26 protein-coding genes and 1 tRNA gene are annotated in these 23,258 nt (G+C 70.2%); 13 read left to right on the top strand and 14 right to left on the bottom strand.

The window, feature by feature from the left end:
* The first annotated feature begins 12 nt into the window (after positions 1-12).
* Together ACFZCD_RS06315 and ACFZCD_RS06310 are read left to right on the top strand one after the other, a co-directional pair.
* Positions 13-612, top strand: a complete 600-nt coding sequence (locus tag ACFZCD_RS06315) for a hypothetical protein (protein ID WP_391828461.1) — start codon at positions 13-15, stop codon at positions 610-612.
* On the top strand, positions 602-1,186 hold the full coding sequence (locus ACFZCD_RS06310; RefSeq protein WP_391828459.1) for a flavodoxin family protein: 585 nt from the start codon (positions 602-604) through the stop codon (positions 1,184-1,186). Before ACFZCD_RS06315 ends, ACFZCD_RS06310 begins: the two co-directional genes overlap by 11 nt.
* 90 nt (positions 1,187-1,276) lie before the next feature.
* Here the strand turns inward: ACFZCD_RS06310 and ACFZCD_RS06305 are convergent, their stop codons facing one another.
* Entirely contained in the window at positions 1,277-1,942 is a 666-nt protein-coding gene (locus tag ACFZCD_RS06305; RefSeq protein WP_391828457.1) for a DUF5324 family protein, read from the bottom strand.
* A gap of 253 nt (positions 1,943-2,195) precedes the next feature.
* Here ACFZCD_RS06305 and ACFZCD_RS06300 point away from each other — a divergent pair, with 253 nt between their 5' ends.
* Both ACFZCD_RS06300 and ACFZCD_RS06295 read left to right on the top strand, forming a co-directional pair.
* On the top strand, positions 2,196-2,723 hold the full coding sequence (locus tag ACFZCD_RS06300) for a peptidylprolyl isomerase (RefSeq protein WP_391828455.1): 528 nt from the start codon (positions 2,196-2,198) through the stop codon (positions 2,721-2,723).
* A 118-nt stretch (positions 2,724-2,841) separates the two neighbouring features.
* A complete protein-coding gene (locus ACFZCD_RS06295) occupies positions 2,842-3,717 on the top strand; it encodes a rhomboid family intramembrane serine protease (RefSeq protein WP_391828454.1) in 876 nt (291 codons plus the stop codon).
* 235 nt (positions 3,718-3,952) lie between these two features.
* On the opposite strand, the gene crgA is transcribed toward ACFZCD_RS06295, so the two are convergent.
* Entirely contained in the window at positions 3,953-4,207 is a 255-nt protein-coding gene (gene crgA / locus ACFZCD_RS06290) for a cell division protein CrgA (RefSeq protein WP_391828452.1), read from the bottom strand.
* Between the two features lie 155 nt (positions 4,208-4,362).
* Here crgA and ACFZCD_RS06285 point away from each other — a divergent pair, with 155 nt between their 5' ends.
* The 6 genes from ACFZCD_RS06285 (at position 4,363) to ACFZCD_RS06260 (ending at position 8,489) form a co-directional block, all read left to right on the top strand.
* On the top strand, positions 4,363-5,127 hold the full coding sequence (locus ACFZCD_RS06285) for a DUF881 domain-containing protein (RefSeq protein WP_391828450.1): 765 nt from the start codon (positions 4,363-4,365) through the stop codon (positions 5,125-5,127).
* Between the two features lie 18 nt (positions 5,128-5,145).
* Positions 5,146-6,027 (top strand): class E sortase, encoded by an 882-nt coding sequence (locus ACFZCD_RS06280; RefSeq protein WP_391828448.1) that lies wholly within the window; start codon positions 5,146-5,148, stop codon positions 6,025-6,027.
* A gap of 72 nt (positions 6,028-6,099) precedes the next feature.
* The gene (locus ACFZCD_RS06275) at positions 6,100-6,276 is read left to right on the top strand and encodes a hypothetical protein (protein WP_391828446.1); all 177 of its coding nucleotides are present in this window, start codon (positions 6,100-6,102) and stop codon (positions 6,274-6,276) included.
* Positions 6,273-6,911: an aminodeoxychorismate/anthranilate synthase component II gene (locus ACFZCD_RS06270; protein ID WP_391828444.1), complete on the top strand. Its 639-nt coding sequence runs from the start codon at positions 6,273-6,275 to the stop codon at positions 6,909-6,911. Before ACFZCD_RS06275 ends, ACFZCD_RS06270 begins: the two co-directional genes overlap by 4 nt.
* Positions 6,908-7,759, top strand: coding sequence for a class E sortase (locus ACFZCD_RS06265; protein ID WP_391828442.1), 852 nt, complete (start codon positions 6,908-6,910; stop codon positions 7,757-7,759). The genes ACFZCD_RS06270 and ACFZCD_RS06265 overlap by 4 nt, the downstream gene beginning before the upstream one ends.
* Positions 7,760-7,796: 37 nt before the next feature.
* Entirely contained in the window at positions 7,797-8,489 is a 693-nt protein-coding gene (locus ACFZCD_RS06260; protein WP_391828440.1) for a class E sortase, read from the top strand.
* A gap of 13 nt (positions 8,490-8,502) precedes the next feature.
* Here the strand turns inward: ACFZCD_RS06260 and ACFZCD_RS06255 are convergent, their stop codons facing one another.
* From ACFZCD_RS06255 to ACFZCD_RS06240, 4 genes are all read right to left on the bottom strand, one after another.
* On the bottom strand, positions 8,503-8,694 hold the full coding sequence (locus ACFZCD_RS06255; protein ID WP_391828438.1) for a hypothetical protein: 192 nt from the start codon (positions 8,692-8,694) through the stop codon (positions 8,503-8,505).
* Positions 8,695-8,793: 99 nt separating this feature from the next.
* A complete protein-coding gene (locus ACFZCD_RS06250; RefSeq protein ID WP_391828436.1) occupies positions 8,794-8,985 on the bottom strand; it encodes a hypothetical protein in 192 nt (63 codons plus the stop codon).
* 786 nt (positions 8,986-9,771) lie between these two features.
* Positions 9,772-9,963, bottom strand: coding sequence for a hypothetical protein (locus tag ACFZCD_RS06245; RefSeq protein WP_391828434.1), 192 nt, complete (start codon positions 9,961-9,963; stop codon positions 9,772-9,774).
* A gap of 11 nt (positions 9,964-9,974) precedes the next feature.
* Complete coding sequence (locus ACFZCD_RS06240) at positions 9,975-10,826, bottom strand: helix-turn-helix domain-containing protein (protein WP_391828432.1); 852 nt, start codon at positions 10,824-10,826, stop codon at positions 9,975-9,977.
* 232 nt (positions 10,827-11,058) lie between these two features.
* Between ACFZCD_RS06240 and ACFZCD_RS06235 the strand changes: the two genes are divergently transcribed.
* Entirely contained in the window at positions 11,059-11,604 is a 546-nt protein-coding gene (locus tag ACFZCD_RS06235) for an ATP-binding protein (protein ID WP_391828430.1), read from the top strand.
* A gap of 60 nt (positions 11,605-11,664) precedes the next feature.
* On the opposite strand, the gene pknB is transcribed toward ACFZCD_RS06235, so the two are convergent.
* The 6 genes from pknB to ACFZCD_RS06205 all read right to left on the bottom strand — a co-directional run bounded on the left by pknB (position 11,665) and on the right by ACFZCD_RS06205 (position 19,840).
* Positions 11,665-13,701, bottom strand: coding sequence for a Stk1 family PASTA domain-containing Ser/Thr kinase (gene pknB / locus ACFZCD_RS06230; RefSeq protein WP_391828428.1), 2,037 nt, complete (start codon positions 13,699-13,701; stop codon positions 11,665-11,667).
* A 162-nt stretch (positions 13,702-13,863) separates the two neighbouring features.
* A complete protein-coding gene (locus ACFZCD_RS06225) occupies positions 13,864-15,318 on the bottom strand; it encodes a peptidoglycan D,D-transpeptidase FtsI family protein (RefSeq protein WP_391828426.1) in 1,455 nt (484 codons plus the stop codon).
* Positions 15,315-16,754, bottom strand: coding sequence for an FtsW/RodA/SpoVE family cell cycle protein (locus ACFZCD_RS06220; protein WP_391829006.1), 1,440 nt, complete (start codon positions 16,752-16,754; stop codon positions 15,315-15,317). The genes ACFZCD_RS06225 and ACFZCD_RS06220 overlap by 4 nt, the downstream gene beginning before the upstream one ends.
* Before the next feature lie 40 nt (positions 16,755-16,794).
* Complete coding sequence (locus ACFZCD_RS06215) at positions 16,795-18,351, bottom strand: protein phosphatase 2C domain-containing protein (RefSeq protein ID WP_391828424.1); 1,557 nt, start codon at positions 18,349-18,351, stop codon at positions 16,795-16,797.
* A 75-nt stretch (positions 18,352-18,426) separates the two neighbouring features.
* Entirely contained in the window at positions 18,427-18,972 is a 546-nt protein-coding gene (locus ACFZCD_RS06210) for an FHA domain-containing protein (RefSeq protein ID WP_391828422.1), read from the bottom strand.
* A 10-nt stretch (positions 18,973-18,982) separates the two neighbouring features.
* A complete protein-coding gene (locus tag ACFZCD_RS06205; protein WP_391828420.1) occupies positions 18,983-19,840 on the bottom strand; it encodes an FhaA domain-containing protein in 858 nt (285 codons plus the stop codon).
* 395 nt (positions 19,841-20,235) lie between these two features.
* Between ACFZCD_RS06205 and ACFZCD_RS06200 the strand changes: the two genes are divergently transcribed.
* Together ACFZCD_RS06200 and ACFZCD_RS06195 are read left to right on the top strand one after the other, a co-directional pair.
* Positions 20,236-20,319, top strand: a tRNA-Leu gene (locus ACFZCD_RS06200).
* Positions 20,320-20,507: 188 nt separating this feature from the next.
* A complete protein-coding gene (locus ACFZCD_RS06195) occupies positions 20,508-21,284 on the top strand; it encodes a hypothetical protein (protein WP_391828418.1) in 777 nt (258 codons plus the stop codon).
* A gap of 44 nt (positions 21,285-21,328) precedes the next feature.
* Here ACFZCD_RS06195 and ACFZCD_RS06190 read toward each other — a convergent pair whose 3' ends face one another.
* Both ACFZCD_RS06190 and ACFZCD_RS06185 read right to left on the bottom strand, forming a co-directional pair.
* Positions 21,329-21,679 carry a helix-turn-helix domain-containing protein gene (locus ACFZCD_RS06190; protein WP_391828416.1) on the bottom strand — a complete coding sequence of 117 codons (351 nt, stop codon included), beginning with the start codon at positions 21,677-21,679 and terminating at the stop codon, positions 21,329-21,331.
* Between the two features lie 226 nt (positions 21,680-21,905).
* Positions 21,906-23,156, bottom strand: coding sequence for an MFS transporter (locus tag ACFZCD_RS06185; protein WP_391828414.1), 1,251 nt, complete (start codon positions 23,154-23,156; stop codon positions 21,906-21,908).
* Positions 23,157-23,258 lie beyond the last annotated feature (102 nt).

The following is a 23,258-nucleotide window of genomic DNA, read 5'->3' as shown; positions in this document are numbered from 1 at the left end:
CGAGGAGGCACCGTGAATCGCACGCTCCCCACGAGCGGTGAAGTCCATGTGTGGTGCGGCGACTCGCACCGCACGGACGCCCTCGGCGACATCTCCCTGCTGTCGCGCGAGGAGAAGATCCGGTGCGCACGCATTGCCGGCCCCGCGGAGCGCCGTGGCTTCGCGGCGGCCCGCGCCGGGGCCCGGCGCATCCTGGCGGACCTCGCCGGCGGAGTCCCGGCGGGGGTGGGCCTGCCGCTGGGGCCCGGCCGGGAGAAGCACTGCGTGGTGATCACCGAGGGCACGCGCGCGACGCCGCTGGCCCTGGACCTCGTCTGGTCCGCGGAAGGCTGGCTGCTCGGCCTCGCCCTCGACGCGCGGATCCGGCTGGCACTCGGCCCGGCGGGGGACGCGACGGCCGGTCCGCGCCTGCGGCAGCAGGTCCGGCAGAAGGCCCTGGACCGCCTCGCCGGTGCCGAATCCACCGTGGCACCGTCAAGATCATCGGGTAATTTCTCGGTGCACGACGTGCCCATGCCAGGCGCCGCCATCGCTGCCGTCGCCTGCTCCGGCCGGCACCGCCGATCCGGGCCGGTGTCACTCGTTCTGAGAGAGGTACCCGTTGTCACGTAAATTCGTTTTCCTGCTGGCGAGTTCGCGCAAGCCCGGCGTCACCGGCAACTCCGAGCTGCTGGCCAGGCGGGCCGCCGAGGCGCTGCCCGGCTCGGTCGAGCAGGAGTGGCTCCGCCTCACCGACTTCCCCCTCGACCCGTTCCAGGACATACGCCACGACGGCGACGGGGTCTACCCGCAGCCCGCCGGGAACGAGAAGGTGCTGCTGGACGCGACCCTGTCCGCCACGGACCTCGTCATCGTCTCGCCCGTCTACTGGTACAGCCTCGCCACCCCCGCCAAGCTCTACCTGGACTACTGGTCCGCCTGGCTGCGCGTGCCGGGCGCCGACTTCCGGGCCGGCATGGGCGGCAGCACGCTGTGGGGCGTCACCGGCCACGCCACCCGCGACCGCGCGGTCGCCGAACCGCTCATCGGGACGCTGCGCCTCACCGCCGACTTCATGGGCATGAACTGGGGCGGGGTCCTCCTCGGCAACGGCACCCGCCCGGGCCAGGTCCACGACGACGAGAGTGCACTCGACGAGGCGCCGGGGTTCTTCGCGCGTCAGCCGCAGGAGTACGTGGCGTCCTGACGCCGCTCCCGGGAGCCTGTCCGCCCGAAACGACCGGGGCCCGTCCTCCGCGCCCTCGCGCGGCGGACGGGCCCCGGTCGTGGTGCGGGGTCAGAAAGGCTTGTCCTTGGGGCCCTTGTCCTTCTCCGGGGAGGACTCCGCCTCCGCCTGCTTGGCCTGGACCTCGGGGTCGAGCGGAGAGGAGGACGTCTCCGGGCCCGTGCCGTCGACCGAGCTCAGGGTCCGGCGGTCCTGGACCTCGGTGGCCTCGGGCGGCTCGACCAGCCAGTCCGGGTTGGCCTGCTTGTCCCACCACTTCCAGGCCGCGTAGGCGCTGCCGGCGATCAGGCCCGCCACGGCGAGGCGGCGGAACATCCGGCCCGCCCGGCAGCGCCGGTCACGCCGGGCGATCAGCTTCTCGATCTCTTTCGGGCTCACCTGGCCGCGCAGCGCGGCGAACGCGGCGGCGCTCCGGGCGACGGCCTCGTCCTTGACCGGCTCGACGGCCGTGCGGGCCCGTACCGCGGCCTGGTCGATCTTCGGAGGCAGGGCGCCGCGCGCGTGCTCGATCCGGGGCTGGAGATGCGCGTCGTACTGGCAGCGGGCCTGGTGCGCCGCCTCCACGACCTTGGGCGCCAGCCGTGTGCGGGCCTCATGCGCGTAGTGCACGGCGGCGTCCTTGGCCGTGCCGGCGTACGGCGCCACCACTTCCGCGGCGTGCCGGACACTGTCCTTCGCCGAGCTGGTCGCGGCACGCACGCTGTCCTTGCGGGTCACGAGATCCTCCTCCTCGGTGGCGTATGTTTTGTCGCCTTTCCACCCAGTGAAAAATCATGCCTGCGGACGGGCGGTCCGGCATGTGCGGGCGGGCATCCGGGTCATCGGGACATGAGCGAGGGGTGAACGGGGCATGAGCCCTGCTCGACCATGCCACGGTTTCGCGCGGCGCGCGGGGATTTGCCCGCTACTCGCCGCGAACCGGTCCGTGCGAGGATCGTTAGCCGTCAGTGCAGACTATGGAAGGTAGACCGTGGCCGAGCAGCTTTACGCCACCCTGAAGACCAGCCAGGGCGACATCGAGATCAGCCTCCTCCCGGACCACGCCCCGAAGACGGTCAAGAACTTCGTCGAGCTCGCCAAGGGCGAGCGCGCGTGGATCAACCCGGAGACGGGTCAGAAGACCACGGACAAGCTGTACGACGGCACGGTCTTCCACCGCGTCATCGAGGGCTTCATGATCCAGGGCGGCGACCCGCTGGGCAACGGCACCGGCGGCCCGGGCTACCAGTTCCAGGACGAGTTCCACCCGGACCTGGCCTTCACCAAGCCCTACCTGCTGGCGATGGCCAACGCCGGCCCGGGCACCAACGGCTCGCAGTTCTTCATCACCGTCTCGCCCACCACCTGGCTGACCGGCAAGCACACCATCTTCGGCGAGGTCGCCGACGACGCCTCGAAGAAGGTCGTGGACGCCATCGCCACCACCGCCACCAACCCGCGCACCGACCGCCCGGTGAAGGACGTGGTCATCGAGTCGGTCGTCGTCGAGACCCGCTGACGGCAGCACGGCACCGCCCTCGCCACGCCCGGGGGAACCCGGCGCCCCGCTCGTCCGTATGACGGGCGGGGCCGCGCGTCCCGGACAGGCCCGCCCATCACCGGCGCAAGGGGAACGCATGAACGACCAGGCCGTCGGCTGCTACCGGCATCCCGAGCGGGAGACAGGCATCCGCTGCACCCGCTGCGAGCGGCCGATCTGCCCGGAGTGCATGGTGAGCGCATCGGTCGGGTTCCAGTGCCCGGCCTGCGTCACCGGTGACTCCGGCACGGGACACCCCCCGCGGGCCACCGCCCCGCGCACGCTGGCCGGCGGGGTGCACGCGGCCGACCCGCGGCTGGTGACCAAGATCCTGCTGGCGGCCAACGTCGCCCTGTGGATCGCCGTCATGGCCACCGGCGACGGCCTGCTCGACGCCCTGGAGCTGTTCGGCCGCGCCGTGCTCGGCGGCGAGCCGCAGGGCGTCGCCGAAGGCCAGTGGTACCGCCTGCTGACCTCGATGTTCCTGCACCAGGCCCCGATGCACATCGCGTTCAACATGCTCTCGCTGTGGTGGATCGGCCCGCCGCTGGAGGCGGCGCTGGGCCGGGCCCGCTACCTCGCGCTGTACTTGCTGTCCGGCCTCGGCGGCTCCGCCCTGACCTTCGTCGTCGCGGACCCGCGCCAGCCCTCGCTCGGCGCCTCTGGTGCGATCTTCGGCCTGCTGGGCGCCACGGCGGTGCTGATGCGGCGGCTCAACTACGACATGCGCCCGGTCGTGGCGCTGCTCGTGCTCAACCTGATCTTCACCTTCACCTGGAACAACATCGCCTGGGAGGCCCACATCGGCGGCCTGGTGGTGGGCACGGTCGTCGCGTACGCGATGGTGCACGCGCCCCGCGAGAAGCGGGCGCTCGTCCAGGGGCTCACCTGCGGTGTCACGCTGGCGGTGATCGTCGCGGCGGTGATCGTCCGGACGGCGACGCTGCCGGAGCTCATCGCTTTCCCCGGCTGACCGCTGGGTTTGTCCACAGCGTGTACAGGATCTTGTTCATGCTGTGGGGAACATGTGTCCGCGCTCGCACAGAGCTGCGTTTCCGCTGGTAGGTGGGGCCGCCAAGCGGCCCCACGCGCTAGTGATCAGTCACACCGGCGTCAACGCCGGGGAAGTTATCCACAGATCTTCTGAGTTTTTCCCCACTGTGGACGAGGGTGTGGATAACTCCTCGGAAGGCTCCCCGGAAGGCTTGCTACTTCCACTGCGTGGAGACTACGAACCCCGCCGCGATGAAGCCGAAACCGACCACGATGTTCCAGTTGTGGAGGGACTCGATGGGCATGTCGCCGCTGGTCACGTAGAAGATGACGATCCAGGCCAGCCCGATCAGGAACATCGCCAGCATCAGTGGCGCCACCCAGCCCCGCCCGCTGCTGAGCTTGATGCTCTGCTGCTTCGCCGGCGGCGGCGTGAAGTCGTCCTTCTTGCGGATCCGTGACTTCGGCACGAGGAACTCTCCTGTCGATGCGCTGCGTGACCGCGCTGGGCTGCTGGGGGCTGGGACAAAGGGCTGGTCCGAGGCGGCGAGCGGCGGGAACGCCACCTTCGCTCGGGCGTCCGTTAGCGTAGTGCTTCCGTGGCGCCGGAGAGGATAAGGGTACGTTGAGCAATTCTGCGGACTCCACCAGCAGGCCCACCCGGCGCTTCAGGCCCGTCCGGCTGCTCACCGGGGGCGTGTTCGCGCTGGCCGGCCTCATCTTCTGGATGAGCTTCAACACCGCCCACGGCACCGACATCCGCACCGACGACTCCATGCTCCGGCTCTCCGACCTCATCCAGGAGCGCAGCCGCAAGAACGCCGGGCTGGACGAGAGCGCCGGGGCCGTCCGCTCCCAGGTCGACGCCCTCGCCCGGCGCGACAACGGCAACACCGCCGCCCAGAACAAGAAGCTCGCCGACCTCGCGGCCGCCGCCGGCACCGAGAAGCTCAGCGGCACCGGACTGACCGTCACCCTCATGGACGCCCCGCCCAACGCCACCGCCAGGATCCCCGGCGTCCCCCAGCCGCAGCCCAACGACCTGGTCATCCATCAGCAGGACCTGCAGGCCGTCGTCAACGCCCTGTGGCAGGGCGGCGCCAAGGGCATCCAGGTGATGGACCAGCGGCTGATCTCCACCAGCGCCGTCCGCTGCGTCGGCAACACCCTCATCCTCCAGGGCCGCGTCTACTCCCCGCCGTACAAGGTGACGGCCGTCGGCGACCGCGGCGCGCTCCGCAAGGCCCTCGACACGTCCCCCGCCATCCAGAACTACCTCCAGTACGTCACCGCGTACGGGCTCGGCTGGAAAGTCGACCAGCACGATGCGGTGACTCTTCCGGGCTACTCGGGCACAGTGGACCTCCACTACGCCAAGCCCGTGGGGTGATCCGGGAGGGATCCGGCGATGGGGTTACGGCTCGTCGTCCGCACGCTCAGCGAACTGTGCCTGACCATCGGCACCCTGCTCGTCCTCTTCGTCGTCTACGTCCTCTACTGGACCGGCCTGCGCGCCGACAGCGCCATGGACGAGGAGCTCGGCCGGCTGCAGGAGCGCTGGTCGAGCGGGGCGGTGGGAGCGGCCGCCGCGCCGGGGGAGCCGGCACCGGAACAGCAGCCGGGGCAGCCGCAGGAGCAGCCGGCGGGTGACGCGCCGCCCGAGGCCGGAACCCCCGGCCGGGCGCCTGACCGGCCGGGGGCCCCGCCCGCCGCCGCGCAGCAACCGCAGCCCGGAGCACCCTCCCGCACCACGCCCGGCACCGGCACCGCCGGCACCGTTGGCACCGCTGGCCAGGCGCCCCCGGTGGGGACCGGCCTGCAGGCCGGCCGGGCCTTCGCCGTCATGTACGTCCCCCGCTTCGGCGCCGGATGGGCCAAGCCCGTCCTCGAAGGCACCGGCACCGAGCTCCTCAAGAAGGGCCTCGGCCACTACGAGCAGACCGCCCGCCCCGGCGCGCCGGGCAACTTCGCGGTCGCCGGCCACCGCCGCACCTACGGCGACCCCCTCAAGGACCTCGACGAACTGCGCGCGGGCGACGCCGTGGTCGTGAACGACGGCACCACCTGGTTCACGTACCGCGTGGACGGCCGCCCGTACCGCACCCGGCCCGACGACACCGGCGTCATCGACCCCGTCCCCGCCGCCTCCGGCTACCCAGGCCCCGGCCGCTACCTGACCCTCACCACCTGCGAACCGGAGTGGGGCCACAGCCACCGGCTGATCGTGTGGGCCCACCTGGACACCACCTCGCCCGTGGCGCAGGGCCGCCCCGGTGCTTTGTCACGCTGACCCCCCGGGCGCCCGCCCGACCCTTAGTCTGGTGCTGCAATTTCGACTACGTCATCGGCAAGTGGGGACAGCATGTACGGCTGGATCTGGCGGCATCTGCCGGGCAACGCGTGGGTGCGGGCAGCGATCTCGCTGGTGCTCGTACTGGCGGTCGTCTACGCCCTCTTCCAGTACGTCTTCCCCTGGGCGGAACCGCTGCTGCCGTTCAACGACGTGACGGTCGACAACGGAATGGCGGTCAATCGGTGAGTGCGCGCATCCTCGTCGTGGACAACTACGACAGCTTCGTCTTCAACCTCGTCCAGTACCTCTACCAGCTCGGCGCCGAGTGCGAGGTCCGGCGGAACGACGAGGTCGAGCCGGGCCACGCCCAGGAGGGCTTCGACGGCGTCCTGCTGTCCCCCGGCCCGGGAGCGCCCGAGCAGGCCGGCGTGTGCATCGACATGGTCCGGCACTGCGCGCAGCACGGCATCCCCGTCTTCGGCGTCTGCCTGGGCATGCAGTCGATGGCCGTCGCGTACGGCGGCGTCGTCGGGCGGGCGCCCGAGCTGCTGCACGGCAAGACGTCGCTGGTGACGCACGAGGGCGCGGGCGTCTTCCAGGGCCTCCCCTCGCCCTTCACCGCCACCCGCTACCACTCGCTGGCCGTCGAGCGGGAGAACTGGCCGGACGAGCTGGAGATCACCGCCTGGACCGAGTCCGGCGTCGCGATGGGCCTGCGCCACCGCGACCTGCCGGTCGAGGGGGTGCAGTTCCACCCCGAGTCCGTGCTCACCGAGTGGGGCCACCGGATGCTCGCCAACTGGCTGGTCGCCTGCGGTGACACCACGGCGGTGGAGCGGTCGGCGGGCCTGGCCCCGGTGGTGGGCAAGGCCGGGGCGTGACCACCCACCCGCGGATCGTCTCGCAGCCCCTGCCGCCCGAGGACCGGGCGACGATGGAGCTGCGCAAGGTGGAGGTGCCGGCCTCGCCGGCCCGGGTGCCTCCGCCCGGACGGACCGGGGGCCGCGCCGCACGGCGCGAGGCGGCGCGGAAGGCCCGCCGGAGCAGCATCGGCGTGCAGCTGTGCCGGCTGACGGGCGAGCTGTTCATCACGGCCGGCCTGGTCATGCTGCTGTTCGTGGCATACCAGCTGTGGTGGACCAACATCCGCGCCCACCAGCAGGCCGGCGGAGCCGCCCACCACCTGCAGAGCCGCTGGGACGAGGACGGCCAGGGCGCCGCCGACCGGGACGCGGGGGAGTTCTCGCCGGGTGAGGGCTTCGCGATCCTCTACATCCCCTCGCTGGACGTGAAGGCGCCCATCGCCGAGGGCGTCGGCAAGGCGAAGGTCCTCGACCGCGGCATGGTCGGCCACTACGGGGAGGGGGCCCTCAAGACCGCGATGCCGTGGGACAAGAACGGCAACTTCGCCCTCGCCGGCCACCGCAACACCCATGGCGAACCGTTCCGCTACGTCAACCGGCTGAAGCCCGGCGACAAGATCGTCGTGGAGACGCGGAGCGCCTTCTACACGTATGAGATGACGAGCCGCCTGGAGCAGACCTCCCCGGCGAATGTCACGGTCATCGCCCCTGTCCCGCCCGGCTCGGGCTTCCACGCCCCCGGCCGCTACATCACCCTCACCACGTGCACCCCCGAGTTCACCAGTACCTACCGCCTGATCGTGTGGGGCAAGATGGTCGACGAACGGCCGCGGAGCAAGGGCAAGCCCGACGCGCTCGTTCAGTAACGGCACACGGGAACAGCGAAGCGGGGTACGAACGTCTGTGGCACGGACAGACCGCGTACGGGGGCGCGTCGCCGCCACCGTCAGCGTCATAGGCGAGCTGCTGATCACGGCGGGCGTGATCCTTGCCCTCTTCGTCGTCTACTCCCTGTGGTGGACGAACGTCCTCGCCGACCGCGAGGCGAAGCGCCAGAGCCACCAGGTGCGCGACCGCTGGGCGAAGTCCCCGTCGGGCCCCGGCGCCCTCGACACCAAGGACGGCATCGGCTTCCTGCACGTCCCCGCCATGAAGAACGGCGAGGTCCTGGTCAAGAGCGGCACCGGCACCGACGTCCTCAACGAGGGCGTCGCCGGCTTCTACACCGCCCCCTCCAAGGCCGCCATGCCGTGGGACAAGCAGGGCAACTTCACCCTGGCCGCCCACCGCGACGGCCACGGCGCGAAGTTCCACAACATCGACAAGGTCAAGACCGGAGACCGGGTCGTCTTCGAGACCCGCGACGTCTGGTACGTCTACAAGGTCTACGCCGAGCTGAAGCAGACCTCGAAGTACAACGTGGACGTCCTCGATGCCGTCCCGAAGGAGTCCGGCAAGACCAGGCCGGGCCGCTACCTGACCCTGACGACATGCACGCCGGTCTACACGTCCGACTACCGGTACATCGTGTGGGCGGAACTGGAGCGCACGGAAAAGGTGGACGCGAAGCGGACGCCTCCGGCGGAGCTGCGGTAGGGATCCCCCGAGGTCAGAGCAGGTGATCGGCTTTGCCGGCCTTGATGTCGCGGATCAACGCGCGCAGCGCGTCGCGGGTGTCGGTGATGTAGTGGTCCTCGGCGCCGCTCACGGCGATGTAGGCATTTCCGGCGGAGTCGGTGCCTAGGCGGAAGCAGTTGCTGCTGTCGCCACAGAAGGGGTCTTCCCAGTGGATGTGCGGCATGGTCGCTCCGCCTTCCTTCAGGTCTATGGGGGTTAGATACCCAGGCCCGCAGCGGTACTGCTGGGGCTTCCCAGCCACCCCGTCGGCAGTCGGCCACGCTCAGAGCAGGTGATCGGCCTTGCCTGCCTTGATGTCCTGGATCAGTGCCCGCAGGGCGTCCCGGCTATCAGTCACGTAATGGTCTTCGGCGCCGCTGACGGCGATGTAGGCGTTGCCGGCGGAGTCGGTGCCTAGGCGGAAACAATTGTTTCCTGCGCCACAGAACGGGTCTTCCCAGTGGATGTGCGGCATGGTCGCCTTCCTGCGGAGGCCGGAGTGCGTGCGCGTCTATGGGTATAGATACCCCCGGGCCGTACGAGTACTGCTGGGCTTTCCAGGAGCTGCGCCGTTGGGGTTCGGGTCAGAACAGGCTGGCAGCAGGGGGAGGGGTGGGGGTGCGGGTTCGGTGGCTTTTGCCTGGGACGGGTGGGGAGCTGGGCGCCGTACTCCTGCCGTCATGCCAGCGGGTGCGTGAGGAGACCTTGCGCATAGGTCTGGGCTGAGGGGGAGCTGGCTGCTGCCGCGATGTGTCTGGGCCCGTCGTGGGCGCTTCGCTAGGCTCGCCGCCGTTGTGGTTGAACGGGTGGGTGCGGGTGGTGGGGGTTGGCGGCTGGTGGGCCGCTCTCGGCCCGGAAATCCACCGGCCGGGGCGTAGTACCGGCGGATAAGGGGGCTCAACTGCTCTTCAGCGGCCTTTTTGCCCTTCTCAGCCCCGCAATCAATCGGCCTGGCCCCATGGCCGGTGGCTAACGGGGCTCAACCCCCACTCAGGGGCAGCCAGCCGCTCAGCCACAACGGTGGCGCGCCTAGCGAAGCGCCCACGACGGCAGGCACCACATCGCGGCAGCAGCCAGCTCCCCGCCAGCCACGGCCGGAGGGACCGGTCTCCTTACGCGCCCGCATCCGTGACGGCGCGAGTACGGCGGCCAACCGCCCACCGGCCGCAAGCAATCCCGAGCCGACCCGCGCCCCCCACTCCTCCCCCTGCTGCCAGCCTGTCTTGACCTCAGCCACCGCCCTACCGGCAGTCGGCCACGCTCAGAGCAAGTGATCGGCCTTGCCCGCCTTGATGTCCCGTATCAGCGCGCTGAGTGCCGCGCGGGTGTCGGCGATGTAGTGGTCCTCGGCTCCACTGATGGCTATGTAGGCGTTGCCCGCGGAGTCGGTGCCTATTCGGAAGCAGTTGTTACCAGTTCCGCAGAACGGCTCTTCCCAGTTGATGTGGGTCACGCTCGGCTCCCTTAGAGATCGGACATGATGCGGCTAATGAAGTCGCGCGACTGACGTGCGTCAAGGGCTGCCTGTTCCATCCACTCCAGGTACCCGCGGTACCGGGCAAGCTGAGACTCGGCCGAGACGAAGACCGGACCGCTGGCTGAGTCGAGCTGGACGGTGTCGAGCGCAGGAACGGGGCCCTCTGCGTACAGCGTTGCGTGACCTGCGCCGGGGAACGCTCCTGTCTCCACAGGCACCACTCGCAGTACGAGGCTCTTACGCTCGGACATGAGCAGCAGGTGCTTGAGTTGTTCCCGCATCGCCTTCCGGCCACCGAAGTGCATGCGGAGGGCTGCCTCGTGGACATACCCCGCATAGGCGAGTGGCTGGTTCCTCTCGAAGATCTGCTGGCGTTGCATTCGATGCGCCACGTGGAGCTCGACCTCAAGCCGGGGGAGCCGCGGAAGTACCCCCTCGAAGATCGTGCGTGCGTAGTCTTCGGTCTGCAGGAGTCCTGGAATGTGCATCATCTGCGAGGTGCGTACCCGGGTCGCATGCCACTCCAACTCTGCGATGTCCAGCAGCCCTGCCGGGATTGACCCTCGGAAGCGTTCCCACCAGCCACGCTCCCGGTCGCTGGCCATGGCAATGAGCGCCTGGATGTAGTCCTCGTCGCCACAGGCGTAGTGGCAGGCCAGAGTCCTGAGGCGGTCCGGTGAGATGGCGCGGACACCGGATTCGATGTTGGAGATCTTCCCGCGATCCAGCCCGAGTAGCCCGGCAGCGTAGTCGGTCGAGATGCCTGCAGCCATACGCATCTTGCGCAGCTCGAAACCCAGCCGCTTCTGTCGCTCTGTTGGCGTAGTCCTAGGTGGCATAGCCCCTTCCTACAGCGTAGTTGGGCGGAACGTCCGAGCCGGCGGCTACAGCCACCCTTCCGGGTTAATGGCCACTGGAAAAGTGGCGCGGAGCCACCTTCGTCTCTACGTTCAGTGTCGCCGCCAGCGCATGGCACGGCCGGAAGCGCATCGAAGGCAGGCTCCTGCACGCCCTGCCCTAAGACAGGCCACCGGCTCAGTGTTCACCCGCCCACTCCACTGGAGCCGCCCCATGCCGCCCTCCACCGACACCCACACGCCTCACACCACCCCCACCCCCCTCTGCCCCCTCATCACCCCCACCCCACCCAACCCCTCCACCCTCGCCACCACCCAGCGCCCCGCCTACAAGCCCCGCTCCTGCGACCCCTCCGCCCTCTCCTACAGCTTCACCGTCCCCGGTGACCCCCGGTCCGCCACCGTCGTCCGCGCGACCATCCGCAGCATCCTGCGGATCCACGCACTCACCGCCCTCGAAGAAGCCACCCTCTCCGTAGCCGGAGAGCTCGTCGCCTGCGCCACCCGCTTCGCACCAGGGCAGGACATCTACCACTCGCTCCGCTGGCGCGACGGGGCCCTCCGGATCGTCAACTGGGACGCCCACCACGCCCACTCCGACCCCCGCCAAGCCGCCCACTGCACCGCCTGCCGCAAACGCGCCCTGCTCCTCCTTGCCGCCGTCGTCCACGAATGCCGTGGAACGTGGGGCATCAGCAAGGCCGGGTCCGCTACCGAGGGCACCCGGGTCTGGGCCAGCCTCCCGCTGCCCGGTGCATGAACGGGAACGGCCCCACCCCCTGAGGGGGTGGGGCCGTAGGCCGGAACGGAGCGCCGGGGGCTAGTGGCGGCGGCCTCCTATGAAGCCGCCTCCGATGAAGCCCGTGTCGCCGCCCGTGGCGCCGTTGGCGCCGCCGGGGGTGCCGGTGGTGCCCGTGTCGGTGCCCGGGGCGCCTGCCGTGGTCGTCACGTCGACCGCGGTGCCCTTGGCGACCTGGGTGCCCGGCAGCGGGTTGGTGGTCTGCACGACGGCGTTGTCGTCCTGCGGACCGATGACGTTGCCGACCTTCAGGCCCGCTGCCTCGATCTCCTTCTTGGCGTCCTTGAACTTGTGCGTCAGCACCGGCGGCACGCCGACGTTCTGCGCGCCCTTGGCCACGGTCAGGGTGACCATGGAGCCCTGGGCGGCCTGGGTGTTGCCGTCGGGGCTCTGCTTGGTGACGGTGCCGGGCGGCTGGGTGGAGTCCTCCTCCGTCACCGACACCTGGAAGCCGTTGTCGGTCAGCTGCTTCTTCGCCGCGTCGACGTTCTGGCCCACCACGGACGGCACCGTCTTCGTCGGCTTGGCCGTGGCGACGGTCAGGACGACCTCGGAGCCCTTCTCGGCCTGCGTGTCGCCCTTGGGGTTCTGGTCGAGCACCGTGTCGGCGGCGACGCCGTCGACCTGCTTGCTCTTGGTGCTGACCTGGAAGCCCTTGCCTTCAAGGATCTTCCGGGCGTTCTCCAGCTGCTTCTCGGTCACATCGGGGACGCTGACCTTGGCCGCGCCCTCGGACACCTTGACCTTGACCTCGCCGCCGCGGTCGATCTTGCCGCCGCCCGTCGGGTCCTGGCTGCAGATCTTGCCCTTGTCCTGCTCGCAGGTCTCCGTGCCGTTCTGGACGACCTTGAAGTCGCCGTTGACGCCCTGCTGCTGGGCTTCCTTCAGCGTCTGCCCGACGAGGTTGGGCACGGACACCCGGGAGGCGTTGTTGCTGCCGCTGAACAGCGACTTCCCAATGAAGATCGCACCGACCAGCACCAGGACGCCCGCCAGGATCAGCAGGATCGTGGAGAGGTTGCTCTTGCGACCGCCGCCGCCCCCGCCGCGCCGCCGGCCGTTGCCGTCGTCGTAGCCGCCGTACCCGCCGTCGTCGTCGCGGACGGGCGGGAGCATGGAGGTCTGGCCCATGCCCTGGGGGGCCTGGGGGCGGAGCATGGCGGTCGGGGCGTCCGCGCCGTAGCCCACGGCGTTCAGCGAGGCCGTGGCGGCGACGGGCTGGCCCTCAAGGGCCGCCTCGATGTCGGCGCGCATCTCGTCGGCCGACTGGTAGCGGTAGTCCGGATCCTTGGCCAGCGCCTTGAGGACGATGGCGTCCATCTCGGGCGTGATCTCGGGATCGTGGACGCTCGGCGGGTTCGGCTCCTCCCGCACGTGCTGGTAGGCGACGGCCACCGGCGAGTCGCCCACGAAGGGGGGCCGGACCGCCAGCAGCTCGTAGAGCAGGCAGCCGGTGGAGTAGAGGTCGGACCGCGCGTCGACCTGCTCGCCCTTGGCCTGCTCCGGGGAGAGGTACTGGGCGGTGCCGATGACGGCCGCGGTCTGCGTCATGGTCATGCCGGAGTCGCCCATCGCGCGGGCGATGCCGAAGTCCATGACCTTGACCTGGCCGGTACGCGTCAGCATGACGTTGGCCGGCTTGATGTCGCGGTGGACGATGCCGGCCCGGTGGGAGTACTCCAGCGCCTGCAGGACGCCGATGGTCATCTCCAGCGACCGCTCGGGCAGCAGCTTCCGCCCGGAGTGCAGCAGCTCGCGCAGCGTCGACCCGTCCACGTACTCCATGACGATGTACGGGATCGAGACGCCGTCGACGTAGTCCTCGCCGGTGTCGTAGACGGCGACGATCGACGGGTGGTTGAGCGAGGCGGCCGACTGGGCCTCACGGCGGAACCGGGCCTGGAAGGACGGGTCGCGGGCGAGGTCCACCCGCAGCGTCTTCACGGCGACGGTGCGGCCGAGCCGGGTGTCGTGGGCGAGGTAGACCTCGGCCATGCCACCGCGGCCGAGCACCGAGCCCAGTTCGTACCGGCCGCCGAGGCGACGCGGCTCTTCCATAGCTCCAGCCCTTCCGTTTTCCTGACCGCACCTTCACTACGTCCGGCGGTGTGCTGTCCGGCATACGGTACCCGGCAGGTCACGCCCCTTCCGGCCGCGACGGCCACCTGATACACGACCGGTACCGTCACCCGCGGCTCCGGACGGCGAAGGTGAGCGGCGTCACTTCGCCGTGCTGAGCACCGCCTCCATGACCTTCTTCGCGACCGGCGCGGCGAGGTCGCCACCGGCGATGTCGTCGCGCAGCGTGTCCGAGCTCTCGATCACGACGGCGACGGCGACGGGCGAGCCGTTGGCGCCCTTGGCGTAGGAGATGAACCACGCGTAGGGGTTGCCGCTGTTGTCCACACCGTGCTGGGCCGTTCCGGTCTTGCCACCGACGGTGACGTTCGGGATCTGGCCCTTCTTGCCGGTGCCCTCGTTGACCACGGTCTCCATGATCGACTGCACCTTGCGGGCGTTGTCCCGCGACAGGGGCTGGGACATCTCCTTCGGCTGGTGCGTCTCGATCACGTTGAGGTTGGGGGCGCGCACCTTGTCGACCATGTACGGCTCCATGAGCTTGCCGTCATTGGCGATCGCGGCGGCCACCATGGCCATCTGCAGCGGCGTGGCGCGGTTGGAGGCCTGGCCGATGCCGTCCATGGCGTTCTGCGGACGGTTGTCCTTGGGGTAGACGCTGGTCGCGGCGCGCACGGGCGTGTCGACCTTGTCGTTGTTGAAGCCGAACTTCTGGGCCTCGTCCATCATCTTCTTGTTGCCGAGGTCGGCGCTGACCTTGCCGAAGACGGTGTTGCAGGACCACCGGAGGGCTTCCCGCAGCGAGGCGTCCTTGCAAGGGATGCTGCCCTCGTTGTCGAGGGTGACGCGGGTGTCCGGCAGCGTCCACGGCAGCGGCGAGTCGGTCTTCGCGTCGACGTCCTTGTACAGCCCGTTCTCCAGCGCCGCGGCGGCCGTCACGACCTTGAACGTGGAGCCCGGGGGGTACGTCTGGCGCAGCGCCCGGTTGAGCATCGGCTGGCTCTTGTCCTTGTCCAGCGACGTCCACTCCTTGCCGTCGTTCGCACCCGCGATCTTCGAGGGGTCGTACGAGGGCGTGGACGCCAGGGCGAGGATCTTGCCGGTGCGCGGGTCAATGGCCGCGACCGCGCCCTTCTTGTCGCCCAGGCCGTCGAAGGCGGCCTTCTGGGCCTTGCTGTTCAGGGTGGTGATCACGTCACCGCCCTTCTTCCCCTTGCCCGTGATCATGTCGACGGTGCGGTTGAAGAACAGGCGGTCGTCGTCGCCGATGAGGACGCGGTCGTAGAGCTTCTCCAGCTGGGTGGCCCCGTAGACCTGCGAGGAGCGGCCGGTGACCGGGGCCCACATGGGGCCGTCCGTGTACGTCCGCTTGTACTTGAAGTCGACGCCACCGGTCTCGACGGAGCCGGTGATGGCCTGGCCGTCCACGATGATGTTGCCGCGGGGCTGGCTGTAGCGGGCGATGTCGACGCGGCGGTTGTTCTTGTGCGTCTTCAGCTCGTCGGCCTGGACGAACTGGAGCCAGTTGTCCCGCAGGAGCAGGGCCAGGACGAGGAGGCCGCAGAAGATCGCGATCCTGCGTACGGGCTTGTTCACGGGCGGACCACCTGGGTCATCTCGGCGTCTGGGGACGGTGCGGGGGCCGGAGCCGGGCGCCGTGCCGTGTCGCTGATCTTTATCAGGATGGCGACGAGCGCCCAGTTCGCGATGACGGACGAGCCGCCCGCCGCGAGGAAGGGCATGGTCATACCGGTCAGCGGGATGAGGCCCATGACGCCGCCGGCCACGACGAAGACCTGGATGCCGAAGGCCGCGGAGAGGCCGGTGGCGAGCAGCTTGCCGAAGGGGTCGCGGGCGGCGAGGGCCGTCCGCACGCCGCGCTCCACGATCAGGCCGTAGATCAGCAGGATCGCCATGGCGCCGGCCAGGCCGAGCTCCTCGCCGTAGGAGGCGAAGATGAAGTCGGAGTTGGCGGCGAACTGGATCAGGTCGGAGGCGCCCTGGCCCCAGCCGGTGCCGAAGACGCCGCCGGAGCCGAAGGCGAAGAGGGCCTGGGCGATCTGCTCGGTGGTGGCCCAGGACGGGCGCGGGTTGTCGTAGACCGCGAAGGGGTGCAGCCAGGCCATCACACGGACCTTGACGTGCGGCTCCACGGAGCCGACGACGGCCGCGCCGCCCGCCGACATCAGCAGACCGAAGACGATCCAGCTGGTGCGCTCGGTGGCCACGTACAGCATGACGACGAACATGCCGAAGAACAGCAGCGACGAGCCCAGGTCGGTCTCGAAGACGAGGACGACGAGGCTGAGCGCCCAGACGGCGAGGATCGGGCCGAGGTCGCGGCCGCGCGGCAGGTACAGGCCCATGAAGCGGCGGCTGGCCAGGGCCAGCGCGTCGCGCTTCACCATCAGGTAGCCGGCGAAGAAGATCGCCAGGATGATCTTCGCGAACTCACCGGGCTGGATGGAGCCGAGGCCGGGAATGACGATCCAGATCTTGGCGCCGAACTTGCCGGGGAAGAAGATCGGGGCGATCAGCAGGACCAGCGCGACCACCATGGAGATGTAGGTGTAGCGCTGGAGGATGCGGTGATCCTTCAGGAAGATCATGACGGCCACGAACAGAGCGATGCCGAGCGCCGAGAAGAGCAGCTGGTTGGGGGCCGACGCCTGGAACGTGAAGCCCTGCGCCTTGGCCAGCCGGGCGAGCCGCTCCGACTGGTCCAGCCGCCAGATCATGACGAGGCCGAGCCCGTTGAGCAGGGTGGCCAGGGGCAGCAGCAGCGGGTCGGCGTACTTGGCGAACTTGCGCACCACGAGGTGGCCGACGCCGCCGAGCAGGCCGAGGCCGAGCCCGTAGCCGAGCATGCCGGAGGGCATCTCGCCGTTGAGCGCGAGGCCGACGTTCGCGTACGCGAAGCACGGCAGGATCACCGCGAACGCGAGGAGCGCCAGCTCGGTGTTGCGCCGGCTGGGCGGGCCCACGGTGCTGATCGTGGTCGTCGCGGTCGTACTGCCCGCGCTGGATGGCATGGATGGCATGGCTGACATGAGTTGATGGCCCCCTACGGCTTTACTGCTGAGCGCTGCACTGCGGGACCAACTTCTGCTCTTCCTCGGTGAGGGTGGGGCCCGGACTCGGCGCCGGGGTGGCGGTGGCGGTGGCCCGGCCGGCGACGCCGGAGGCGCCCGGCTTGGCGTCCGCCTTCGGGTCCTTGGGGTCCTTGGGCAGCTCGCCCACGGAACCGACCCGGTCGCCGTTCTGCTTCTCCTTCTCCCGCTGCGCCTGCTCGGCCTTGCGCCGCTCGTCCTCCTTCTTGCAGGCACCGGCGAGCAGGCCGAGGTCCTTGGCCTTCTGCTCCGCCTTCTCGCGGCTGTCGAGCGCGATGGTGTCCTCGACACGGCTGCGCTGGTCGACGGGGAGGTACTTGAGTTCGATCTCGGGGTGGTCCTGGTAGAGCTTGCTGAGGCTCACCCACGCCAGGTCCTGGTTGATGCCCTGGTAGACCGCCACGTGGTTGTTGTCCTTGGCGCCCACGTAGTACTGCGTCTGGGTCCAGCTGTAGCCGCCGTAGAGGCCGCCCGCGACGACGCCGAGGGCGACGGCGATGATCAGCGACCGCTTGAGCCACCGGCCGCGCCGGGGCTCCTTGACGAAGTCCTCGTCCATGAAGGCGCCGAAGGAGCCCTCCGGGGCGCCGTTCATGCCGGGGTCGCCGCTGCCGGGCGGTCCGAAGCCGCCGCCGGGGCCCTGCGGGGGCACGGGACGGTTGGCGCGGGCGTGCTCGGCGGCACGGCCGGCCGGGGTCTGCATGGCGCCGTCGACGCCCGGCTGCAGCTGGTTCTCGGCGACCGCGCCGACGATCACCGGCGTGTCGTTGAGCTGCTGGGCGAGGGTGTCGCCGCCGTCCACGTCGAGGACGTCGGCCACGATGCAGGTGATGTTGTCGGGGCCGCCGCCGCGCAGGGCGAGCTGGATCAGGTCCTGGACCGTCTCGTGCGGCGCCTGGTAGCCGGCGAGCGTCTCCTCCATCGTCTGGTGGCTGACGACGCCGGAGAGGCCGTCGGAACAGATCAGATAGCGGTCGCCCGCCCGGACCTCGCGGATCGAGAGGTCGGGCTCGACGTGGTCTCCACTGCCCAGCGCGCGCATCAGCAGGGAGCGCTGCGGGTGGGTGGTGGCCTCCTCCTCGGTGATCCGGCCCTCGTCCACCAGCCGCTGCACCCAGGTGTGGTCCTGGGTGATCTGGGTGAGGACGCCGTCGCGCAGCAGGTACGCGCGGGAGTCGCCGACGTGCACGAGGCCGAGGCGCTGGCCGGTCCACAGCAGGGCGGTCAGGGTGGTGCCCATGCCCTCCAGCTGCGGGTCCTCCTCGACCATGACGCGCAGCTGGTCGTTGGCGCGCTGCACGGCGGTGCCGAGGGAGGTGAGGATGTCCGAGCCGGGGACGTCGTCGTCGAGCTGGACGAGGGTGGAGATCACCTCGGAACTGGCGACCTCGCCCGCGGCCTGGCCGCCCATGCCGTCGGCGATGGCGAGCAGGCGCGGGCCGGCGTAACCGGAGTCCTCGTTGCCCTCCCGGATCATGCCCTTGTGCGATCCGGCGGCGAAGCGCAGTGACAGACTCATGCGCACCTCGCCCGTCGGCTCCGGGTACAGCCCCTTCCCAGCCACGCTGCCCACCCTCCGGTCGTCATGGTCCTACTACTTCCGCAGCTCGATGACGGTCTTGCCGATGCGGATCGGCGCGCCGAGCGGGATCGGGGTCGGGGTGGTCAGCCGGGTGCGGTCGAGATACGTGCCGTTGGTCGAGCCGAGGTCCTCGACGATCCACTGGCCGTCGCGGTCCGGGTAGATCCTGGCATGCCGGCTGGAGGCGTAGTCGTCGTCCAGCACGATCGTGGAGTCGTGGGCGCGGCCCAGCGAGATGGTCTGGCCCTGCAGGGCCACCGTGGTGCCCGTGAGGGAGCCCTCGGAGACCACGAGCTTGGTGGGGGCGCCGCGCCGGCCCCGGTCCGCGCGCCGGTCGGCCCGGCGCCCGCCCGCCGCCTGCTGCTGGCGCTGCTGCGGCGGTGCGGCCTGGGCCTGCGCACGCTGCGGCTGCCGCTCGCCACCGCCCCGGCGGGAGCCACGCTGGGTGACCCGGGTGCCGAAGAGATCACTGCGGATGACCTGAACGGCCACGATGACGAACAGCCACAGTACGGCGAGGAAACCCAACCGCATGACCGTGAGGGTCAGCTCTGACATTGCCCCCGCTTCACCCTTCGGCTTGCCGATAAACGATGGTGGTGCTGCCCACGACGATCCGTGAGCCGTCGCGGAGCGTAGCGCGAGTGGTGTGCTGTCCGTCCACCACGATGCCGTTGGTCGACCCCAGGTCCTGGATGGTGGCGGGGGTGCCGACCCGGATTTCGCAGTGCCGGCGGGAGACGCCGGGGTCGTCGATCCGTACGTCCGCCTCGGTGCTGCGGCCCAGCACGAGGGTGGGCCGGGAGATCTGGTGGCGGGTGCCGTTGATCTCGATCCAGCGCCGGGTCTGGGCGCCGGGCACGCCGGCGGCGGGGCCCTGCCCGCCCGCGCGCGGCGCGGGCCGCCCGGGGGGCGCGGAGGGCGGCGGTGACGCGGGCATGGGCGGCAGCCCCGACGGCGGGGCCGGATAGCCGGCACCCTGCGTGACGGGCCCGCCCGCGCGCGGACTGCCGGGCGGCCGGCCCGGCTGGCCTTGGTGGTCCTGCGACTCGCTGGCGGCGAGGGTGCGGCTGCGCACCCGGTACAGCCCGGTGTCGAGGTCGTCCGCCTTCTCCAGATGGACCTTGATGGTCCCCATGAAGGTGTACCGCTGCTGCTTGGCGTAGTCGCGGACCATGCCGGACAGCTCGTCGCCGAGCTGACCGGAGTACGGGCTGAGCCGCTCGAAGTCCGGGGTGCTCAGCTCCACGATGAAGTCGTTCGGGACGACGGTGCGGTCACGGTTCCAGATGGTGGCGTTGTTGTCGCACTCGCGCTGGAGCGCGCCTGCGATCTCGACCGGCTGCACCTCGGACTTGAACACCTTGGCGAAGGTGCCGTTCACGAGACCCTCGAGACGCTGCTCGAAGCGCTTCAGTACTCCCACGGGGCACCTCCTTCCCTCAGTGACGTTCCTGATGCTCGGTGTCGTTCCTGATACTGCTTACTGATCGTATCCACGCGCTGGGGAAACGGCCGGTTCCCCTTCGGGGCCAGGAGTGACGAGTGTCGCCCCGGCCCGCCGGCACGACCCTCCCTGTCCCCTTCATAGGGATCGTAGAGGCGGCCGGGAGCCAGTGTCCCGCAACCGGCGGGGTCCCCACCGGTCCCGGTGGCCCGGCACGGCGCCCGCGGCCCCCACCGGGGCCGGTCCGGGGAGAACGAGTGTGAAGGCACCCGCCAGAGCGTGCTAATGTTCTCGATGTCGGAAGGCGCACGGCGCAGACACCGGAAGGGCAAGCCCCCCGGAGGAAGCACCGGAAGCCAGAAGGCAACACCCATGCGCGGGTGGCGGAATAGGCAGACGCGCTGGATTCAGGTTCCAGTGCCCGAAAGGGCGTGGGGGTTCAACTCCCCCCTCGCGCACAGTGAGGACAGACCCCTCGAAGTGACAACAGTCACTTCGAGGGGTCTGTCTCGTTTTGCCCTCCCACAGCCCGGACTCATGTGATCCGAGAGCTTGGCCGGAACGTGGCACGCCGTAGTGGCCGGAGTGGGAACATCATTCCGTAGTCATACCGGGGCGCTGTGTGATCCGGAATGGGGGATGCGGGGTGGCTGGGGACGAGACGTCCGTTTTCTCGGAGTGGTTACTGCCTGCTGCCGTCTGCGCGCCCGTGACCTGGGTGTGCCTCGTCCACCGCTTCCGCGGGCAGGGGAGGCTGCTGGGGACGGTGCGGTCGGCCGCTTCGGCGCTGGCCGTGGTGCTGTGGACGTCCGCCATGGCGGCGCTCGCCAGCGGGCTGCTGCTGCCGCACGCCTCCGACATACCGCCGGCGGCGGTCGGCGCGGTCGCCGGAGCGGGTCTGGTGCCCAAGCGGCGGACCGAACAGGCGGAGCATCCCGTGATGGCGATTCTCACACTCGGGCACTCGCTGCTGATCAGCAGCCTGATGGTGCGCCTGCAGGCGGACCGGGCCGAGTGGTGCGCGCGGATGGCCGCCGGATTCGGCAACTGCTGGGAGCTCGACGTCTTCGCGGACCGCGTCGCCCGCCACCTGAAGTCGCGGGTGGACGTCCCGGGGCGCTCCCCCAAGGGGAAGAGCGGCCTGACGGTCATGATCAAGGAGCGGTACGAGGAGGTGCGGGCCGCGGTGCAGCACGCGGACACCCTCGAGACCGAGATCGAGAAGGCCTGCGAGGACGAACAGCGCGAGCGGACGCGCGAGGAGTCCGGGCGGACCCTGCGGGCGCTCGGCGAGGCCGAGCACCTGTGTGCGTACCTGCTGGAGCTGGCGCACGCCCACGGCAAGCGCAGCGACGACAAGAAGATCCTGGAGCTGCGGCGGCAGCCCTTGTACGCGGCTGCCGCCGCGCCGTCACCGCACTGAGTCCTGACGCCGGCGTGCTGAGCCGGGGTGGCGCCGTGCCGCGTTCAGAGGTGGGCGTTGGCCAATGCTCTGTCCGGGGACTGCTCGTGACGATCGGCCGCGGGCGACTCGGTGAAGGAGATCTCCATCTTCACGTCGAGCGCATCGGCCACGGCGGCCAGCGAACGCATGGTCAGGTTCTCGTCCCCGGACAGGATTTGACTCACCCTGCCCGGCGATACGCCCATGCTCTCCGCCAAGTCCTTGCGGCTCATGCCGCGTTCCGCGAGGAGGCCCGCCAGGGATGCCGTTGCATGGCGGGCCATCCGGGCTCCGGCGGCATCGGCCGTCCGTCCGTTCTCATGCCTGTCGCGCCATGCCATGCGTACCCCCTGGAACCAGAACTCGCGGCGCATCCGGGCGCCTTCTCTTAGAGGATGCCACCTTTAGGGCTAACTAAAAGCCCGCATCCGGCTAAAGATGCCCCGGGTGACGCGGAGTTCGCCCTTTGATCAATCCGTGACCAGGTGTGATGCGGCAATCGGTCGAATTTGGCCAACCTGCGGCCCGCCCGCGGAAAGGGGGGCGCGGGCGGGGCGCAGGGGGGCGCCTATGGCGGGGAGGGGGATGCGGGGGCGCGGGTCAGCGGGCCGCCGTGCCCTCCTCGTCCGCCGGCTCCTTGGGAGCGGGGGACGCGGCCGCGGCGGAGGCCGGAGCCTTCAAGAAGAACAGCAGCAGCAACGACAGGAGGGCGATGCCATCGGCGACGCGGAAGCCGGTGGTGATCGACGTCGCGCCGATGACCGGGCCGATCACCAGGGGCGCGGCGAACTGACCGGTGAAGTTGGCCGTCCCCGACAGGGACGTGGCCTGGCCGCGCATCGCGGGCGGGGCCGTCTCGCCGATCATCATGGCGAGCGCCGGCACGGACATGCCCATGCCGAGGCCGAACAGGGCCGGAGCCAGCACGACCAGTACCGAGTTGGACGTGGTCCCGGCGACCAGGAAGGCCACCACCCACAGGACGGCGGAGACCCGCAGCAGCCGGACGTAGCCCAGGGTCGCCTTGATCTTGGCGTAGGCCAGGCCGACCAGCGTGCCGGCGACCGAGGTGCTCGTGGTGTAGAGCGCGACCAGGAACGGCGTCTCGACGCCGAGGTGCGCCAGCCGCTGGGGGAGGAAGACCGCGAGGACGTAGAGCAGGAACGAGCTGGTGAGCGACAGGGCGTAGAGCCCCAGCAGCCGGGGGCGGGAGCGCAGCAGGGTGAACGTTCCGCCACCACCGCCGGGCCGCTTGGCGCTCAGGCTCTTGGGCAGGGTGAACATCATCGCGATGCCGACCGGGATGCCCAGCAGGTAGATCGCGAACGGGCCGTGCCAGGAGATTCCGCCGAGCGCGCCGCCGAGCAGCGGCCAGATGATGCCGCCGACGCTGATGGCGACGGAGCGCCACCCCGCCACACGGTCCCGCTCGGGCCCTTCGTAGAGCGCCAGCAGGGCCACCGTCGTGCCGGTGAAGACCGCGGCGGCGCCCACGCCGAACGCGAAGCGGCTGATGATCAGCGCCGGGTACGAGGTGGTGACCAGTCCGGCGCCGCCCGCGACGCCGTAGAGCAGGAGCCCGGCCACCAGGGGCGTCCTCAGCCCCCAGCGGTCGATCGTCCAGCCGACGAGCGGGCTGGCGACGGCGAGGGACAGGCCGTGGGCGGTGAGGATCAGACCGGCACTGGTGCCGCTGACCCCGAGTTCGCCGCGGATGACTCCCACGACGGGGGTGAGGATCGTGCCCGCCATGACGGTGAGGGTGGACGCGAGGAGGAGTACGGCAAGAGCGGCCCGGCCGCGCGAGGCGGGCCGGGACGGGGCGGGTGATGACGGGGCGGGTGATGCCATCGGCGGAACCTTAGCTACATGACGGGGGTGGATGGTGCCGGGCGGCTCATGGGAGCGCCCTGCGGGCCTCTCGCCCGTCCAGCCGGCGCACCTCCTTGGCCG

The sequence above is a fragment of the Streptomyces sp. NPDC008001 genome (genome assembly GCF_042958085.1).
Taxonomy (GTDB): Bacteria; Actinomycetota; Actinomycetes; order Streptomycetales; family Streptomycetaceae; genus Streptomyces.
The sequence above is the reverse complement of the archived record's forward strand: the minus strand, read 5'-3'. Positions and strand labels throughout refer to the sequence as shown.